We start from the raw sequence: 16,209 nt of genomic DNA, 5'->3' as shown, positions 1-16,209 counted from the left end.
GAGCGGCTTCGACGTCGACCTGCACGAGAACGGGGACCTCGCGGGGGCCGACATCCTGCTGCTCAAGGACGGGGACTCCGAAGTGAACAGCGACTGTCTCGCGGACGAGCGGGCCTCCGGCTACGGAACCCTCGTGGAGGACGCCGAGTGGGACACCGGCGACAGGATCTGCGTCCGCTCCTCCTCCGACGTGCTCCTCGTCCTCCAGGTCACCGACGTCGCGAACGGCCAGGACGGCTCCATGGAAGCCCGCGCCGAACTGTGGAAGCGGCCATAGGCACCCGCTAGGGGGCGGTGGGGCCGGCCTCCAGTTGCGACTTCAGGTTGCGCAGGGTGGTCCGGATGTTCTTCCGCTGGAACTCGGCGAAGGTGTGGCCCCTCGTGGCGAGCCTGTCGAACGTGTTGGCCAGCGGGTCGGGCCAGCCGCGGCGGTCGTCGGTCCATGTCTCCGTCACCTCGGTGCCACCGGGCACGGCGGCGAAACGGTACTCCCACGTGGCGATCGGGCCGGGCAGCCACGGGCGGCGCAGGCCGATGGCGTGGACCCTGAACCGGAAGAGCCGGTCCGGGTCGGCGGCCGTCACCGTGCAGCGGGTCGTCCAGCGCAGCGGTCCGCGCTTGTTGCGGCCGTCGAAGACCATCCCGACCCGGGTCGCGGTACCGGGCCCTTCGGCCGGGGTGGCGCCCAGGTTCTCCGGGCTCCAACGGCCCATCAGGGCGGGGTCGGAGACGTGCTGGTAGACCGTCGACGGGTCGGCCTCGACGAATACGGTGTCGTGGACGCTGAACGTGCGGGGCATGGGGCTCCCTCCTCGGAGCACGACGGTAGCGGTCGCCGTCCCGCTCCCGACCGGCGCCCCTGCCGCCCGCGCCCCGGCATCCGTCAGGCCCGTTCCAGCATGCGCCGCCGCAGGGTGTCGTAAAGGGGTGCGCTCCCCAGCCGGTCGGCCGTCACGGCCGCGGCGAAGCAGGCCGTCAGCAGGGGCAGCAGGAGCACGCCGGCGCCGGTCATCTCCGTCACCAGGACGATGCCGGTGAGCGGTGCCCGCACCACGCCGGTGAAGACGGCGGCCATGCCCACCACGGCGAACGCGGCCGGACCCGCGTCACCGGCCGGCAGCAGAAGGGAGGCGAGCCCGTGGGCGAGCGTCCCCCACAGGGCTCCCAGGGCCAGCAGCGGAGCGAACAGCCCGCCGGGAGTCGCGGCCGCGTAGCTGAGCGGGCCGGCCACGAACCGGACGGCGAGGCATACCGCCAGCGCCGCGGCGCTCAGGCCCCCGCCCGCCAGCAGGCGCTCGCTCAACTGGTCGCCGCCGCCCGTAAGGAGCGGGTCGAAGGCCATCAGCGCACCGACCAGGGCCCCGATGACGGCCGCCCGGACGACGAGGGGCACACGGGTCAACCGGTCGCACGCCTCCAGGGTCCCCACCACCAGCGCGCTGTACGCCGCTCCCAGCGCCCCGGCGGTCACCCCGCACAGCAGGAAGACCGGCAGCATCCACAGCGGTGGGGCGGGGAGGGCCGACAGGGGAAGGACGAGCGCGTCGCCCACGATGAGCCGGGAGGAGGCCACCGCGGTGACCGTGCCGACGAGCGTCAGCAGCACCAGGCGGGGCCGTACGGTGCCGGTCACCTCCTCGCAGACGAACACCAGCCCGCCCAGCGGGGCGGTGAACGCCACCGCCAGACCCGCCCCACCGAGCGCGGAGTGCAGCATGCGGGCGTCCTCGGCGCCCAGCCGTCCGCGCCGGCCCGCTCCGGACCCGATCGCGGCACCCATGTGGACGATCGGCCCCTCCCGGCCGAGGACCAGGCCGGAGCCGATCGCGACGAGCCCGCCCACGAACTTCGCCGGCAGCAGCCAGGCCGACCGGACCTCGGCCTCCTGCCGCCACACGGCCTCCACGTGCTGGATCCCGCTGCCCGCGGCGTGCGGGACCCGTCGGGCGATCGCGCAGGCCACCGCCGCGCCCGCCGCGGTGAGGGCGACGGGGATCAGCCGGCCCGCCCCGCCCAGCCCGGCGGCCGCCTCCAGAACCGAGGCCCGCAACAGGTCGGCGTGCTCCAGACACCACCGGAAACCACCGCCGACCAGCCCGACCAGGCACCCCGCCAGCGCCGCGGCCACGAAGGCGCGGCCGTCTCCCCACCTCCGCCCGGGAGACACCCGCTAGTGCTGGGGCAGGTGGGTCTTGGCGTCCTCGTACGTCCCTTCGCCGGGTGCGGCGGCCACGGCGTAGAGGAGGTTCAGCACACCGGTCCGGAAGATGTCGGCGGACAGCAGCTCCAGCGGGACCGGGGCCGCCTCCCGCTCGAACAGGCGCATGCCGCCGCGCACGGCGATCGGGTGCAGCAGGAGGTTCAGTTCGTCCAGGAGCCCGGCGGCCATCAGCTGGCGTACGACGGAGACCGAGCCGCTGATCCATACGGGCGCGTCCGTGCCGGGCTCCTCCTTCAGGGCGGCGACCCCCGCGGCGAGGTCGCCGCCGAGCTGTTCGGAGTTGCGCCAGGTGAAGGCGAGCGGGCTGTTCGAGACCACGATCTTGCGGGCGTCGCCCAGCACCCCGGCGAACGGCGCGTCCTCCCCGCCCGCCGCTTCCCGCTCCGGCCAGGCGCCCGCGAAGCTGTCGTACGTCCTGCGCCCCAGCAGCAGGGTGTCGGCCCGGCCGAGGGTGGCGTCGACGGCGGCTCCCATCTCCTCGTTGAAGTAGGGGAAGTGCCACTGGTCGGGCGCCTCGACGACCCCGTCGAGCGAGATGAACAACTGCGCCTTGATCTTCCTCATACCGGTCTCCGGGAGCTGGTCGTCGGGTCGTCGGGTCGTCGGAGTGTTCCGTCCGCGTACGGGCCCATCCAAGGCACCCGGCGGCCGGTACCCGGTGCATTCACCCGCACGGCGGCTGCGTCGCGCGCCCCGGACCGCGCAGGTCACCGGCGACTCGCGATCGACTGCGAAGAAGTGCAACCCGATCGGGTCCTCGGCCGGAAGTGGGGGTGAGGGACCGGCGTGGTCGGGCCCCTCGGCATGGATGCTGTTCGTCCGCCCCACTCACACGACACGGCCAAGGACTCTCATTGAGAAACGCACCGCGCTGGGCCCGCTGGATCGTTCCGCTCGCGCTGCTGCTCGTATGGCTCGGCATCGGCGGGACGCTCGGACCGTACGCGGGCAAACTGCGCGAGGTCGCCACGAACGACCAAGCGGCGTTCCTGCCGCGCAGCGCCGAGTCGACGAAGGTCCTCGAAGCCCGCAAGGCGTTCGAGGGGGCGCAGTCCGTCCCGGCCATCGTGGTGTGGACGTCCAACGGGGCGCGGGTGACCGTCGGGCAGCAGGAGGCAGCCACGCGGGCCGTCGGGGACCTCGCCGGCCGGCCCGGGATCACCGCCCCGCCGTCGCCGGCCGTCGTCTCCGACGACGGGCTGGCCGTGCAGGCCGTCGTACCGCTCGCACCCGACCTGGGCGAGGAACTCCCGGCGGTCCTGGAGGAGGTGCGGCGGGCGGCGCAGCAAGTGCCGGGCACCTCGGTCGGGATCGCCGGTCCGGCGGCCACCCAGGCGGACCTGTCCGACGCGTTCGCGGGGATCGACGGGCTGCTGGTGGGTGTGGCCCTCGGAGCGGTGCTGTTGATCCTGCTGCTGGTCTACCGCAGCGTGCTGCTGCCCCTGGTGATCATCATCAGTGCGGTGTTCGCCCTGGGCCTGGCCTGTGCGGTGGTCTACGCGCTGGCGGCCCGGGGTGCCGTCCGCGTGGACGGCCAGGTCCAGGGGATCCTGTCGATCCTGGTGATCGGCGCCGCGACCGACTACGCCCTGCTCGTCGCGGCGCGCTTCCGCGAGGAGCTCGCCGTACGCGGCGACCGGGCGGACGCGGCGCTGGCCGCCGTGCGCCGGTCGGCCGGAGCGGTCACCGCCAGTGCGGCGACCGTGGCCCTGGGGCTGCTGGCCCTGCTGGCGAGCGACCTGACGAACAACCGGGCGCTCGGGCCGGTCGGCGCGATCGGGATCGTCTGCGCGGTGCTGAGCTCGCTGACCTTCCTGCCGGCCGTCCTGGTCCTGCTGGGCCGCACGGCGTACTGGCCCGCGGTGCCCGGGCCGGCGGACGCCGCGGCCGAGGGGCACCGCGTGTGGCGCCGGGTCGCCGCCCTGATCGACCGGTCGCCGCGCCGTGTGTGGATCTCCACGTCCGTCCTGCTGGTGGTGCTGGCCGGCTTCTCCCCCGCGCTGACGTCCAAGGGCGTGCCGCTGGACGAGATCTTCGTCAATGACGCGCCCTCGGTCGGCGCGCAGCAGACCCTCGCCCGGCACTTCCCCGGCGGGTCGGGCAATCCGGCCGTCGTCATCGCGAACGCCGACCGGGCCGCCGAGGTGCGGGCGGCGGCCGAGGGCACGGGCGGCGTCGCCGCGGTCGTACCGGTCACCGCGGGCGGCGGCCGGCCTGGGGCGGGGGCTCCGGTCGTCGTGGACGGCCGCGTGCGTCTGGACGCCACGCTGGAGGCGGCGGCGGACAGCGACGACGCGAAGGGGACCGTCCAGCGGCTGCGGGAGCGCGTGCACGCGGTGCCGGGTGCCGACGCGCTGGTCGGGGGTTACACCGCCCAGCAGTTCGACACCCAGCAGACGTCGGCCCGCGACCGCACCGTGATCGTCCCCGTCGTTCTGGGCATCATCCTGCTGATCCTGATCGCGCTCCTGCGGTCGGTGATCGTGCCCGTCCTGCTGGTGGCGACGGTCGCGCTGAACTTCCTCGCCACGCTGGGGGTTTCCGCGCTCGTCTTCGAGAACCTGCTGGGCTTCAGCGGAACCGACGCGTCCGTGCCGCTCTACGGGTTTGTGTTCCTGGTCGCCCTCGGCGTCGACTACAACATCTTCCTGATGTCCCGTGTCCGCGAGGAAACCCTCGCTCTGGGCACCCGCGAGGGCGTGTTGCGGGGGCTCGTCACCACGGGCGGCGTCATCACCTCCGCCGGCGTGGTCCTCGCCGCGACCTTCGCCGCGCTGATGGTGATCCCGCTGGCCTTCCTCGTCCAGATCGCCTTCATCGTCGCGTTCGGCGTCCTGCTGGACACTCTCGTCGTGCGTTCCCTGCTGGTGCCGGCGCTCATCCTCGACATCGGCCCGCGCGCCTGGTGGCCCAGCGCGCTGGCCCGCCCGGGCAAGGGAGCCGGCCCTCGGACCGCATCGGCCGCGCGGGCGGGGTGATCACCACTGCGGCCCCGGCGGTCCGATCGTGCCCCCGTCGAGGCCGGCGGGGCCGCCGAGGCCGTCGGGGAACGGGGCGAGTCCGAGGAGTGCCGCGGCGGCCCCGGCCGTGATCCGGTGCCACAGGCCCGCGTCGCCGATCATGGCGTGGCCGCCGCGGGGCATCCTGACGCCGCGGACCCGGGCTTCGGCCTCCCGGGCGCGCGCCAGGTAGGCCCAGGTGTCCGCCGCCCGGGTGACGCGGTCTCGCTCGTCGTGGAGGGCGACGACCCCGCGAGCGCGCAGATGGGCGGTGGGTTCGCCCGAAGGGCACCAGGGGGCGAGCGCGACGACTCCTTCGACCTGCGGGTCCTCGGCGGCGCGCAGGGCGGCGCGGCCGCCCATGGAGTGCCCGACGAGGACGACGGGTATGGGTCCGGCGACGGCGCGGAGTTCGTCCAGGGCGCGGCGGACGTCGGCGACGGGATGCGCGTGGTGGCCGTTCCAGCCCCGGTACCGGTAGCGGACGTGGGCGACCAGCACGTCGTCGTGGGCGGTGGCGCGCGTGACGGCCGTCGCGAACGGCCGCATGCGCAGGGCGGGCAGGTTCATACGGGGCGGCGGGCTCAGGGCGTCCGCCCGGCCGCCGTGCAGCAGCAGGACCGCGGCGGTCGCCCCCTGCGACATCCGGTGCCCGGAGGCGGGGACCAGGGCGGCCTGCACGGGCGGTTCCCGGTCCGTGTCCCCGCCGCGGTCGTCGACGGCTTCGGGTGACGGGTTCACACATCAACTCCTGCGTTGCGAGGGGTGGCGGCGGGGTGGGAGAGGGAGGAACCCGCTCGTGCGGGCGGCGTACTCGGGGTAGCCGGGGCGGTCGGCCATGTGCTTCTCCAGCAGGCGTTTGCCGCTGCCGACGGTCAGCAGCAGCGTCATGACGACCGGGGAGACCAGGCTCAGGCCGGCGGACGGCCAACTGGTGCAGGCGAGCAGGTACAGGCCCCACCAGACGAGGCTGTCGCCGAAGTAGTTGGGATGGCGGGTCCATCCCCACAGGCCCCGGTCCATGATGCGGCCCCGGTTGGCCGGGTCCTCCTTGAACCGGGCCAGCTGGCGGTCGCCCACGGCCTCGAAGCCGAGTCCCGCGGCCCACACGATCAGCCCGAGCACGCCGAGGATCCCCAGCGGTCCGGCCGCGTACGAGGCCACCTGGACGGGCAGGGAGATCAGCCAGACCAGGGCGGCCTGGAGGAGGTAGACGGTGCGCAGCGCGTACCAGGTCCGGTTCCCCCGCGCCTTGTCGAGGAGCGCGGTGTAGCGGGGGTCCTCCCCGTGGCCGCGGGAGCGCCATGCGATGTGCGCCGACAGCCGCAGCCCCCACACGACGGTCGCCGCGGCGGCCAGCAGCCGCCTTTCGGGGTCTCCGTGTCCGGCCGAGAGCAGGTAGGTGGCGGTGGCGACGGCGCTGAAGGAGACGCCCCAGGCGATGTCGACGACGCGGTGCAGGCGCAGGCGTGTGCCGACGGCGAACGCGGCGAGCAGTACGGCCGTCGAGACGGCCGCACCGACCGCGAGGTTGGTGCCGAGGGCGGCCCAGGCCGTGCCGTTCACGTTCCCTCCCGGGCCGGGGCCGCGGCGGTGTGCCCGGCGGATCTCATCGCAGGGGCCCGTCGGTGAGGACGATCTGGCGGACGTCCAGGTAGCGGGAGCGGAACCCGGCTTCGGAGTAGGCCAGGTAGAACTCCCACATCCGCTGGAAGACGGTGTCGAAGCCCAGTTCGGCGACGGTTCGGCGGCTCGCTGTGAACCGTTCGCGCCACAGGCGCAGGGTCTGTGCGTAGTGCTCGGCGAATCCCAGGTCGGACTCGGTGCGCAGGCCGGCCGCCGCCGCGTGCTCGGTGATGGCGCGGCGGGAGGGGATCAGGCCGCCGGGGAAGACGTACTTGCTGATCCACGTGTGGGTGGCGGCGGTGTTCAGCATCTGGCGGTGTCCCATGGTGATGGCCTGGAGGGCGACGCGCCCGCCGGGGTGGAGCGCGCCGCGCAGGGCGTCGAAGTAGGAGGGCCAGTATTCGGCGCCGACGGCCTCGATCATCTCGACGCTGACCACGGCGTCGTACCGGCCCTCGACGTCACGGTAGTCGCACAGCCGGACGTCGACGCGGTCGCCGAGCCCGGCGTCGTCGATCCGGGCGCGGGCGAGTTCGGCCTGTTCGGCGGAGAGGGTGAGGGTGGTGACGCGGGCGCCGCGGGCGGCGGCGCGCAGGGCGAGCTCCCCCCAGCCGGTGCCGATCTCCAGCAGTTCGGTGCCGTCCGTGACGTGCGCGAGGTCGAGGAGGCGGTCGATCTTGCGGTGCTGGGCTGCGGGGAGGTCCTCGAACCGGGCGGGGAAGCCGGTGAAGACGGCGGAGGAGTAGCTGAGGGTCGGGTCGAGGAAGGACGCGAACAGGTCGTTGGACAGGTCGTAGTGGCGGTGGATGTTCTCGCGTGCGCCGTGCCGGGTGTTGCGGTCACGGCCGGGGCGGGCGGACACCCACAGCGCCCGGAGGCCTCGCAGGGGGGCCGGGACCAGGTCGTCGACGTGGGTGGCGAGGACGGTCAGCAGGCCGGGCAGGTCGTCGCTGTCCCATTCCCCGGCCATGTAGGACTCGCCGAAGCCGATCAGGCCGTCGCGGCCGATGCGCAGGTAGAAGGCGTCCGGGTCGTGGATGGTGATGTCCGGGCGGCCGGTGGTGCCGGCTTCGGGTGCCGTGCGGTCACGCACCTCCAGGGTCAGCCTCTTGAAGGCTCCGCCGACCAGGTGCGCGGCGACGGCGGTCCGGGCCGGGCTCGCGGCCGGGAGCCGGGCCACGTCCGGCCAGCGGGCGGGGTCCGCCCGCCCGAGGGTCCCGTCGGCGCCGGCGGACGTCCGGGGCCGGGGGTCCGGCGGCAGCGCCCGGTGGTCGGGCCTGCGCGGCTGGTCGCCGGTCGTGGTGGTCGTGGTGGCCTGGCGGGTCACGGAACCATTCCCTTCTGCGGGGTGTGCCGGGGGCGGGGCTGTACGGGCAGGCCGCGCAGGAGCAGGCGGACGCCGTGGAAGCGGATCCCGGCCCAGACTGCGACGGTCGACCAGGGCCTGCGGGCGGCGGCCCGCAGGAGGGCGCGAGGGGTGGCGGGGCGGGCGCGTCCCCGCACGGTGGCGGTGAACGGCCGGCCGGCCGCGGTGTCGAGGTGCACGGTCAGGTCGAGGCGCTCCGCGGGAAGCGGCAGGCGCATCCGGTAGTGGCCCTCGACCGGGAAGAACGGCGAGACGTAGAACCGCTTCTCGGCCCGCGCCCGGCCGCCGGCGTCCGGGTGCAGCAGGTAGCAGTGCCGCTGCCCGTAGGTGTTGTGGACCTCCGCCACGACGCACACCAGGGCCCCGGAGGCGTCGTGGCACCAGTAGACGCTGAGTGGGTTGAAGACGAACCCGAAGACGCGGGCGTGGGCGAGCATCACGACGCGCCCGCCCGCGATGTCTATGTCGCGGGTGGCGAGGAACTCCTCGAGACCGGCACGGATCGTGGGGGCGCGGCCCGCGAAGTGGTCACGCGGGTCGAACCGGGCGAGCGGGCGCAGCGGGCGGGGCAGGACCGGCAGCCGGTCGAGGTCCACACACCACAGGTAGGTGCGGTGCCGGACGTCGTGGCGCAGCGGCGCGGTACGGGTGTGGACGACCAGGCACTCGTACAGTGCGGCGGAGGGCGCCGCCTCCCCGGTCACCAGAGCACGCCCAGGGCGCGGGCGGCCGCCGCACCGGAGCGGCAGCCGTCCTCGTGGAAGCCCCAGCCGTGCCACGCTCCGGCGTAGGCGGTCACGCCGGTGTTCAGACGCGGCAGCTCCTTCTGCGCGGCGACCGAGGCGGGGGTGTAGACGGGGTGCTCGTAGAGCATGCGGCGGACCACTCGGCGCGCGTCCACGCGGTCGTCGGCGCCCAGGCTCACCACGTAGTCGGCGCCCTCGGGCAGGTTCTGCAGGCGCCGCATGTCGTAGCTGACGCGGACGGCCTCGGCGGAGGGGTCGCAGGCCGGCAGGTGGTAGTTCCAGCAGGCCCGGGCGCGGGGTGAGCGGGGCAGGAGGCGGGTGTCGGTGTGCAGGACCGTGGGGTTGGGCGCGTACGTGAAGGCTCCCAGGAGCCGCCGTTCGTCCGGGGTGGGGTCGGCGAGGAGGCGGAGGGCCTGGTCGGGGTGGGTGGCGATGACGACGGCGTCATAGGCCTCGGTGGCGCCGTCGCCGGTGGTGACGCGCGCGCCGTGGCCGGTCCGCCCGACCGCTTCCACGGGGCTGGCGGCAAGGACCCGGTGCACGCTCTTGGCCACGGCGTCGACGTAGGCGGCCGAACCGCCGGTGACGGTCTTCCACTGCGGGGATCCCGTGACCGACAGGAGGCCGTGGTGGTGGAGGAAGGTGAAGAGGTGGGCGGCCGGGTAGGACAGCGCGGTGCGTGCGGGGCACGACCACACCGCGGAGACCAGCGGGAGGGCGAAGTGGCTGACGAAGTACGGGGAGAACCGGCCCTCGCGGAGGAAGTCGCCCAGGGTGACGTGGTGGGAGGGCGGGTCGGCGAGCAGCCGCCGGGCCCTGCGGTGGAAGACCGGCACCTGCGCGAGCAGGTGCAGGTAGCGGCCCCGCAGCGCCGCCCGGCCGGTGAACAGGCCGGCCGGGCCGCGGGCGCCCGCGTACTCCAGGCCGCAGCCGTCGCACCGTACCGACATGCTCATCTCGGCGTCCTGGGTGGCGATCCCCAGCTCGCGGAAGAGCCGCAGCAGGTTCGGGTAGGTGCGCTCGTTGTGGACGATGAACCCCGAGTCCACGCCCATGGGCCGCCCGTCCGGGCCGGGCAGCTCATGGGTGTGGGCATGGCCGCCGAGGCGGACGTCGGCCTCGTAGAGGGTGACCTCGTACGAACGCGCCAGGACGTGGGCGGCCGTCAGGCCCGCGATCCCGGCCCCGATCACCGCTGCTTTCCGGTCTTGCACCTCGGCACTCCCGCCACTCGACGCGCCGCTGGGTGCGGTCGCTCACCCGTACTTCGCAGCGGACGGGTGGGCGGATTGGTGGCGGTGGGATCGTAGTTCTGTACGGGCGGGGACGGCCCGTCCTCAGGTGGGCAGGGCCATCAGGAGGAGGGGGGCGGTGGTGGGGCGGCGGGAGCCTCCGGCGGGTTCGAGGGTGAGACCGACGGCGCCGGCCCCGGCGGTGTCCCCGTCGATGAGGACGGTGCCGTCCTGGTGGATGAACCCGGCCGGGCGCATGGTGCCGTCGTGGTCGAGCCACAGCTGGTACGTCTTGCCGGGGGCGGGCGCCGGCAGTCCGGCGGCGGTGAAGGCGGCCCTGTTCTGCCGCTCCGAGGCGACGACCGTGGTGGCCGCTCCGTTGCTGGCCCGGCCGTGCACCGTACGGGCGTCGGGTGCGGCCAGGACGGCGCTGACGTCGTCGAGACGCTGTTCGGCCTGGTTCGCCCGCTGCCGGTACTGCTCGCTCTGCTGGCTCTGCCAGGCGGCGACGCCCGCGAACGACGCGGCCGCGACCACGCTGGCGGCCAGCGCGAGGGGTACGGCCCGGCGTCGCAGGGCGCTGCCGAAGCCGGCGGTCGGTGCGGTGTCGGTGACCCGCGGCGGCAGCTGGCGGACACCGTCTACGGCGGCCATGACGTGGTGCTTCATCGCGGGCGGCGGGGTCTGGGCGGCGGCGTCCGCCAGGCGCGCGGCGGTGGCCTCGAAGTCCGCCACCTCCTCACGGCACGTCTGGCAGTGCGGCAGGTGGTCGGTGAACGCCCTGCGCTCGGCGGGGTCCAGGGCGTTGAGGGCGTAGGCGGCGGCGAGGGTGTGGATGTCGGAGTGGTGTTGCTTCATGTGGTCACCCCCATGCAGTCGCGGAGCCGGATCAGCCCGTCGCGCATGCGTGTCTTGATGGTCGGAAGCGGTGTGCGCAGGGCTTCGGCGACCTCACGGTAGGTCAGGCCACGGTAGTAGGCCAGGGTCACTGCCTGGCGCTGGAGTTCGGTCAGGCCGCGCATGCAGCGGCGTACCTGCTCGCTCTCCAGACGGGTCTCGACCTGCTCGGAGACCTCGTCGAAGGCCGTCTGGTGCTCGCGGGCGGCCTGGGCCTGTTCCCGGTCGGCGGACGCCTGGGCGGAGCGGACCCGGTCCACCGCCCGCCGGTGGGCGATCGTCGACGCCCACGCGGCGACGCTGCCCTGGTCGGGCCGGTAGCGGGCGGCCTGCCGCCACAGGTCGATCATGACCTCCTGCGCGACCTCCTCCGACTGGGACCGGTCGCGTACGACTCTGACGACGATGCCGAAGACCATGGGGGCGAGGGCGTCGTAGAGGGAGGAGAAGGCCTGTTTGTCTCCATGGGCGACCTTGTCCATGACCTCGGCGAGGTCGCTGCGGCCGGCGTGGCTCGCCCTGCCGGCGCGCCCTGGCCCGAACGGGAGTGGTTGGTTCACCGGGCGGGCTCCGGCTGGGGCGACAAGGCGAACGGGCAGCCGAGGCCGGCCGTCCGGGGGCGTGGTGTCCATCGCATGGTGGTCCTTGTCCTTGTCCATGGTCTTGTTCGCGGCGCAGGGCCGAGTGGCGTGTGGCGTGTGCGAGGTGTCCGACGTGTCCGACGTTCGTCGGGGCTGTCGAGTGCTCGGGGTTCTTCGCGTTCCTTCGCGTCTTTCGCGTTCCTCGGGTTCTTCGTAGCGGACGTGCGTACGGATGGCCGGACATTTGGCAAAAGGAGCAGATGGACGTGTCGGCGGAGCCGGGGCGGGCCGCTCGGCGGCATACCGTCCCCCGCCCGTGCGGCGGGTCAGTTCTCGGGCCAGGTGACCACCGCGATGACCTGCTTGCCGAGGGGCGCGGGGCTGACGAAGAGTTCGGCGCCGAGGGCGCGGATGATCTCCAGCCCGCGCCCTCGGGTGGCGAGGGGGCCGCGGGCGTCGTGCTGCCGGGGCAGCGCGGGAGAGGCGTCGCTGAGGGCGATGCCGGCCCGGCCCGGCTCCACGCTGAGGGTGAGGGCGTAGGGCGGCCTGGCGTGCCGGATGGCGTTGGACGTCAGCTCGGAGACGATGACGAGGATGTCCTCGGTGGTGTCGTGCGGGCAGGCCGCAGGGTGGACGGCGAGCAGCCACGCGGTGATGCGGCGGGCTTCCCGGGCGGCCTGCGGCCCTGATGGCAGGGGGTGGTGCACCGTTGACGGCCGCGTGTGGGGTGCGGTGGCGAGTGCGGTGTCCATGACGGTTCCTGGTTTGTGGTGGTGGCGCGTGAACCGGCAGGGGTTCCGGGGCCCTGGCCCCGGAACCCCCGCCGTGCCCGGGCCGGTGCTACCACTTGTTGTGGCAGTTCCAGTGCCCGGGGACCCAGTGGTTCACCGAGTGGCCGGGCACCCAGTGCTGCTTCCAGTAGCCCTTGCTCCACCAGCCGTCGTGCCACTTGCCGTGGTGGTCGCGGTAGCCGTGGTGCCAGGTGCCCTGGTGCCACTTGCGCTCCCAGTGGCCCTTGCTCCACTTGTCGGTGGCCCAGTGGCCCTTGACCCAGGTGCACCGATCATGGTTGCGGCGGTCCCAGCGGTCGTGCCGGTTGTCGCGGTCGCGGTCGCGGTTGCGGTTCCAGTCACGGTCGCGGTCGTTGTCGCGGTCGCTGGTGAGCATGGAGTTCGCCGTTGCCGGCGCTGCCGCGGGGGCGGCGCTCGCCGTACCGGACAGGCCCAGCAGCGAGCCACCGGCCAGCAGCCCTGCGGATGCGACTCCGACGACCAGGCGCCTCATGTGCTGCGAAGCGGTCATCGGGCTCACCTCCTCCCTTTCATCAGGTTCATCAAGCATTCGGCTTCGTCTGCTCCTTCACCATCTGGAGCGTCATCACAGATTCGTGACGAACGGGGTGAAGGATTGGCAAGAGAGTCAAACCGTCATATCTCTCTCCCTTCGGAGTGCGTGCCGTGAACCCTGTCGACCCTGCTCGGACCATGTCGCGCGCGGCGCCGGGTCGGAGTGCGGGTCCGGGTCCGGGTCTGGATCCGGGGGCGGCCGCGGCCTTGGCCGCCGCACCGGGCGGGCTACCTGAGCAACGGCTCCCCCTCCCGGCTCCCCGAACCTTCGGATCGGCCCAACTGCCCCTGGGTGCCGGCTTGTTCGGGAGCACCCTGGCCGCGGTCGGTCCCCCGCCGGCTGTTGGGCTCCCGCCCGGTCCCCTGCCCCGTGTCCCGGCCGCCCGTACCGGACTGCCGGTGCCCCGTTCCCCCGCCGGGCCCCTGCCCCTCGGACTGAACCCGTCCGCTGCCGGCGCCCTGGCCGGGCACGCTGCCAGTACCGGTTCCGACGCCCTGGCGGGACCCCTGCGCCGCGCCCTGGCCGGACCTCTGGGCGGCGCCCTGGTCGGACCCCGCCCCCGTCTCCTGGCCGGGAGCCTTGCCCGTGCCCTGACCGGACCCCTGACCCGGCGGCTTGCCCGCACCTTGGCCGGACTCCTGACCGGGAGGCTGGCCCGTGCCCTGGCCGGGCCCCTGACCGGGAGGCTGGCCCGTGCCCTGCCCAGGGGCCCTGCCCGTGCCCTGACCGGGAGCCTTGCCCGTACCTCCGCCGGACTGCTGACCCGGAGCCCTGCCCGTGCCCTGACCCGACCCCTGACCCGGCGGCTTGCCCGTACCTTGGCCGGACTGCTGATCGGGGGCCTGGCCCGCGCCCTGACCGGGAGTCTTGCCCGTGCCTCCGCCGGACTGCTGACCCGGAGCCTTGCCCGTGCCCTGACCCGACCCCTGACCGGGAGCCTTGCCCGTGCCGTGGCCGGAACCCCGCCGCCGCTCCTGTCCGGAGCCCTGGCCCGGCGCCTTCCCCGTGCCCGTGTCCGCCCCCTGACCGGACCCGTCGCTCTGGCCGGACCCGTTGCCCGTCTTCCGTCCTGGCGCCTTGCCGGTGCCGTTGCCGTTGCCCGAGCCCTCGCCGGCCTCCCGGCCTGGGCCCTTGTCCGGCACGCCACCAGGCTCATGCGGCACCGTCACGGGTGCTCGGCCCGACCCCGGCGCCTTCTCGGGGGGCTTGCCCTGGCCCGTGCCCGAGTCCTCACCCGGCCCCTTGCGGGTGCTCTCGCCGGACTTCTGACCTGGCACCTTGTCCGGTTGTCCAGGCTCGCGCGGCACCGACCCCGGCGCCTTGTCGGACCCGTTTCCCGTGCCGGGCTCCTGCCCCGGCGCCTTGCCCGGGCTGCCGTCCGGCACGTCGCCCTTGCCCTTGTCCGGTACCGTCGCGGGCGCCTTTCCCCGGTCCGCACCTGACTCTTTGCCCGGCACTTCGCCGGGGGACTTCTGCTGACCTGTGCCCGGTACGTTCGCCGGGTCGTGGCCCTGGCCCGTGCCCGGCTTCTTGTCTGGGGCCGGCTCGGGCGCCCTTTCCGGGTCCTTGCCCGGGCCCGTACCCGAGTCCTGACCCGGCACGTTCGCAGGGTCCCTGCCCGGCTCGCCGCCAGGCTCCTTGGCCGGTGCCTTTCCAGGCTCCTTGCCCTGGCCCGTGCCTGACTCCTGCCCCGGCGCCTTGCCCGGTACATTTCCAGGCTCCTTGCCCTGGCCCGTGCCTGACTCCTGCCCCGGCGCCTTGCCCTGACCGGTCCCCGACTCCTTGTCCGGCACCTTCTCCGGCTTCTTGTCCTGGCCCGCGCCCGGATCCCTGCCCTGGCCCGTGCCTGACTCCTGACGCGGCGCCTTGCCCGGCACCTTCGCAGGGTCCCCGCCCGGCTCCCGGCCCGGTGCCTTCTCCGGCTTCTTGTCCTGGCCCGCGCCCGGATCCCTGCCCTGGCCGGCTCCTGACTCCTGACGCGGGGCCTTGCCCGGCTCGGTGCCCGGTTCCTTGCGCTGGACCGTACCTGGCTCCTTGGCCGGGTCGCGGTCGGGGCTCGTGCCCGACTCCTTGTGGGGCGGGTCGGCGGGGGCGGAGCCCGGGTCCTTCGCGGGGGGCTTGTCCGGGGTCCCGTCGGGCTGCCGCCCGGGGTCCTTCTGCGGCTCCTGGGCCGGCCGCTGCTCCGTGTCCACGCCCGGGCTCGTCCGGACCGAACCCTGGTGGGCCGGCGGCAGGGCCGGGTACGGCGAGCCCGCCGGCCGGCCCGGCGGCGGCTCGACCTCGCGGTCGGCCTGCGCCCGCGCCGCGCCGCTCGGGCGCTCGTACCACGCCTTGCGTCCCCGGTCGAAGACCGTGACGGCCTTCACCGGCTTCGCAGCCGGCTTGACCGCCACCAGCTCGGCGGACCGGAACGAGGACCACTCCTGACCGCTGAGCCTGGCCCCGCCCTGGACCGCGACCGGCGGCGTCAAAGGATTGCCGCACGCGCACCGGACCCGCGGTACACCGCGGCCGTCGACCAGTACGGACGTACCGGCCTGCAGGATCGCCTGGTAGCCGGTCGGCGCGTTGTTCCTGTACCCGTGGTTGGTGACACGGGTGTCCCAGCCCAGCCGGACCGGTGTGAGCGACCGCAGATAGGCGGGGACCCCGGCCTGCCGGACACCCAGCGTGGCGGCGAAGGCGTTCCCCTTGTCCGGGTGCTCCGTGAGGAACTTGATCTGCTTCTCCACGTCACAGCTCGCGACGTTCCGCGTGCCCCCGTAGAGCCCCGGGTGGCCGCCGTCGACCTCCAGGGTGCGCGCGCCGCTCGTGGCGCCCTGCACCGTCCCGGTGGTCCCGGGCGGGGCGGCGGGCTCCTCGGGCCCCGTGGCCGTCGAGGGGGTGAACGGATCGGGCCCGGCCGCCGCGGCGGCCTCCAGGAAGACCTCCCCGCCGGCCGCGGTGTTGCCGCCCAGCACGGTGAAGCCGACGACCACCGACGCGACCACGACCGCCGCCGTGCTCGCACTGACCACGGTCCTGCGCGACCGCCAGCGCCGCTTCGGCCGCCCTCCCCCGCCGTCGGCCGGCGGCACCGGGGACGCCGACGGGTGGGACGGGGGCGGAGGCGGGGGCACCGGCGGCGGAGCCTCCGGCACGGGCGCGGGCTGCGGTTGCGAGCCCTTGCCCGACAGCGGACCGGGAGGGGGGCC

The 16,209-nt window shown here is 74.2% G+C and carries 15 protein-coding genes; 2 read left to right on the top strand and 13 right to left on the bottom strand.

The window, feature by feature from the left end:
• Window positions 1-82 precede the first annotated feature (82 nt).
• A complete protein-coding gene (locus E6U81_RS02875; protein ID WP_136228420.1) occupies window positions 83-277 on the top strand; it encodes a hypothetical protein in 195 nt (64 codons plus the stop codon).
• A 7-nt stretch (window positions 278-284) separates the two neighbouring features.
• Here E6U81_RS02875 and E6U81_RS02870 read toward each other — a convergent pair whose 3' ends face one another.
• From E6U81_RS02870 to E6U81_RS02860, 3 genes are all read right to left on the bottom strand, one after another.
• Window positions 285-800, bottom strand: a complete 516-nt coding sequence (locus E6U81_RS02870) for an SRPBCC family protein (protein WP_136228419.1) — start codon at window positions 798-800, stop codon at window positions 285-287.
• An 83-nt stretch (window positions 801-883) separates the two neighbouring features.
• Complete coding sequence (locus tag E6U81_RS02865) at window positions 884-2,128, bottom strand: ClC family H(+)/Cl(-) exchange transporter (RefSeq protein ID WP_136228418.1); 1,245 nt, start codon at window positions 2,126-2,128, stop codon at window positions 884-886.
• Window positions 2,129-2,170: 42 nt separating this feature from the next.
• Window positions 2,171-2,785: a dihydrofolate reductase family protein gene (locus tag E6U81_RS02860; RefSeq protein WP_136228417.1), complete on the bottom strand. Its 615-nt coding sequence runs from the start codon at window positions 2,783-2,785 to the stop codon at window positions 2,171-2,173.
• A 290-nt stretch (window positions 2,786-3,075) separates the two neighbouring features.
• Here E6U81_RS02860 and E6U81_RS02855 point away from each other — a divergent pair, with 290 nt between their 5' ends.
• Window positions 3,076-5,199 carry an MMPL family transporter gene (locus E6U81_RS02855; RefSeq protein WP_136228416.1) on the top strand — a complete coding sequence of 708 codons (2,124 nt, stop codon included), beginning with the start codon at window positions 3,076-3,078 and terminating at the stop codon, window positions 5,197-5,199.
• Here E6U81_RS02855 and E6U81_RS02850 read toward each other — a convergent pair whose 3' ends face one another.
• The 10 genes from E6U81_RS02850 to E6U81_RS40405 form a co-directional block, all read right to left on the bottom strand.
• On the bottom strand, window positions 5,200-5,865 hold the full coding sequence (locus E6U81_RS02850) for an alpha/beta hydrolase (RefSeq protein ID WP_136228528.1): 666 nt from the start codon (window positions 5,863-5,865) through the stop codon (window positions 5,200-5,202).
• 99 nt (window positions 5,866-5,964) lie between these two features.
• A complete protein-coding gene (locus tag E6U81_RS02845) occupies window positions 5,965-6,786 on the bottom strand; it encodes a DUF1295 domain-containing protein (RefSeq protein ID WP_136228415.1) in 822 nt (273 codons plus the stop codon).
• A gap of 43 nt (window positions 6,787-6,829) precedes the next feature.
• On the bottom strand, window positions 6,830-8,107 hold the full coding sequence (locus tag E6U81_RS02840) for a cyclopropane-fatty-acyl-phospholipid synthase family protein (protein ID WP_136228527.1): 1,278 nt from the start codon (window positions 8,105-8,107) through the stop codon (window positions 6,830-6,832).
• A 62-nt stretch (window positions 8,108-8,169) separates the two neighbouring features.
• Window positions 8,170-8,916 (bottom strand): DUF1365 domain-containing protein, encoded by a 747-nt coding sequence (locus tag E6U81_RS02835; RefSeq protein ID WP_136228414.1) that lies wholly within the window; start codon window positions 8,914-8,916, stop codon window positions 8,170-8,172.
• Window positions 8,913-10,172, bottom strand: a complete 1,260-nt coding sequence (locus E6U81_RS02830; RefSeq protein WP_136228413.1) for an FAD-dependent oxidoreductase — start codon at window positions 10,170-10,172, stop codon at window positions 8,913-8,915. Before E6U81_RS02830 ends, E6U81_RS02835 begins: the two co-directional genes overlap by 4 nt.
• 123 nt (window positions 10,173-10,295) lie before the next feature.
• The gene (locus E6U81_RS02825) at window positions 10,296-11,048 is read right to left on the bottom strand and encodes an anti-sigma factor (RefSeq protein WP_136228412.1); all 753 of its coding nucleotides are present in this window, start codon (window positions 11,046-11,048) and stop codon (window positions 10,296-10,298) included.
• Entirely contained in the window at window positions 11,045-11,719 is a 675-nt protein-coding gene (gene sigK, locus E6U81_RS02820) for an ECF RNA polymerase sigma factor SigK (RefSeq protein ID WP_136228526.1), read from the bottom strand. Before sigK ends, E6U81_RS02825 begins: the two co-directional genes overlap by 4 nt.
• Window positions 11,720-11,994: 275 nt before the next feature.
• Window positions 11,995-12,420 carry an ATP-binding protein gene (locus tag E6U81_RS02815; protein ID WP_136228411.1) on the bottom strand — a complete coding sequence of 142 codons (426 nt, stop codon included), beginning with the start codon at window positions 12,418-12,420 and terminating at the stop codon, window positions 11,995-11,997.
• 88 nt (window positions 12,421-12,508) lie between these two features.
• Window positions 12,509-12,970 carry a hypothetical protein gene (locus E6U81_RS02810; protein ID WP_136228410.1) on the bottom strand — a complete coding sequence of 154 codons (462 nt, stop codon included), beginning with the start codon at window positions 12,968-12,970 and terminating at the stop codon, window positions 12,509-12,511.
• Window positions 12,971-13,242: 272 nt separating this feature from the next.
• The gene (locus E6U81_RS40405) at window positions 13,243-16,032 is read right to left on the bottom strand and encodes a DUF6777 domain-containing protein (RefSeq protein ID WP_206309812.1); all 2,790 of its coding nucleotides are present in this window, start codon (window positions 16,030-16,032) and stop codon (window positions 13,243-13,245) included.
• Window positions 16,033-16,209: the final 177 nt, after the last annotated feature.

Source organism: Streptomyces sp. A0592, from assembly GCF_004795115.1.
Lineage (GTDB): Bacteria > Actinomycetota > Actinomycetes > Streptomycetales > Streptomycetaceae > Streptomyces > Streptomyces erythrochromogenes.
Note: the sequence above shows the minus strand (reverse complement) of the source record. Positions and strands in the feature narration are given on the sequence as shown.

Coding starts and splice junctions, on each gene's coding strand:
- E6U81_RS02870 (WP_136228419.1), bottom strand. CDS start 800: ATGCCCCGCACGTTCAGCGTCCACGACACCGTATTCGTCGAGGCCGAC.
- E6U81_RS02860 (WP_136228417.1), bottom strand. CDS start 2,785: ATGAGGAAGATCAAGGCGCAGTTGTTCATCTCGCTCGACGGGGTCGTC.
- E6U81_RS02850 (WP_136228528.1), bottom strand. CDS start 5,865: ATGTCGCAGGGGGCGACCGCCGCGGTCCTGCTGCTGCACGGCGGCCGG.
- E6U81_RS02825 (WP_136228412.1), bottom strand. CDS start 11,048: ATGAAGCAACACCACTCCGACATCCACACCCTCGCCGCCGCCTACGCC.
- sigK (WP_136228526.1), bottom strand. CDS start 11,719: ATGGACACCACGCCCCCGGACGGCCGGCCTCGGCTGCCCGTTCGCCTT.
- E6U81_RS02815 (WP_136228411.1), bottom strand. CDS start 12,420: ATGGACACCGCACTCGCCACCGCACCCCACACGCGGCCGTCAACGGTG.
- E6U81_RS02810 (WP_136228410.1), bottom strand. CDS start 12,970: ATGACCGCTTCGCAGCACATGAGGCGCCTGGTCGTCGGAGTCGCATCC.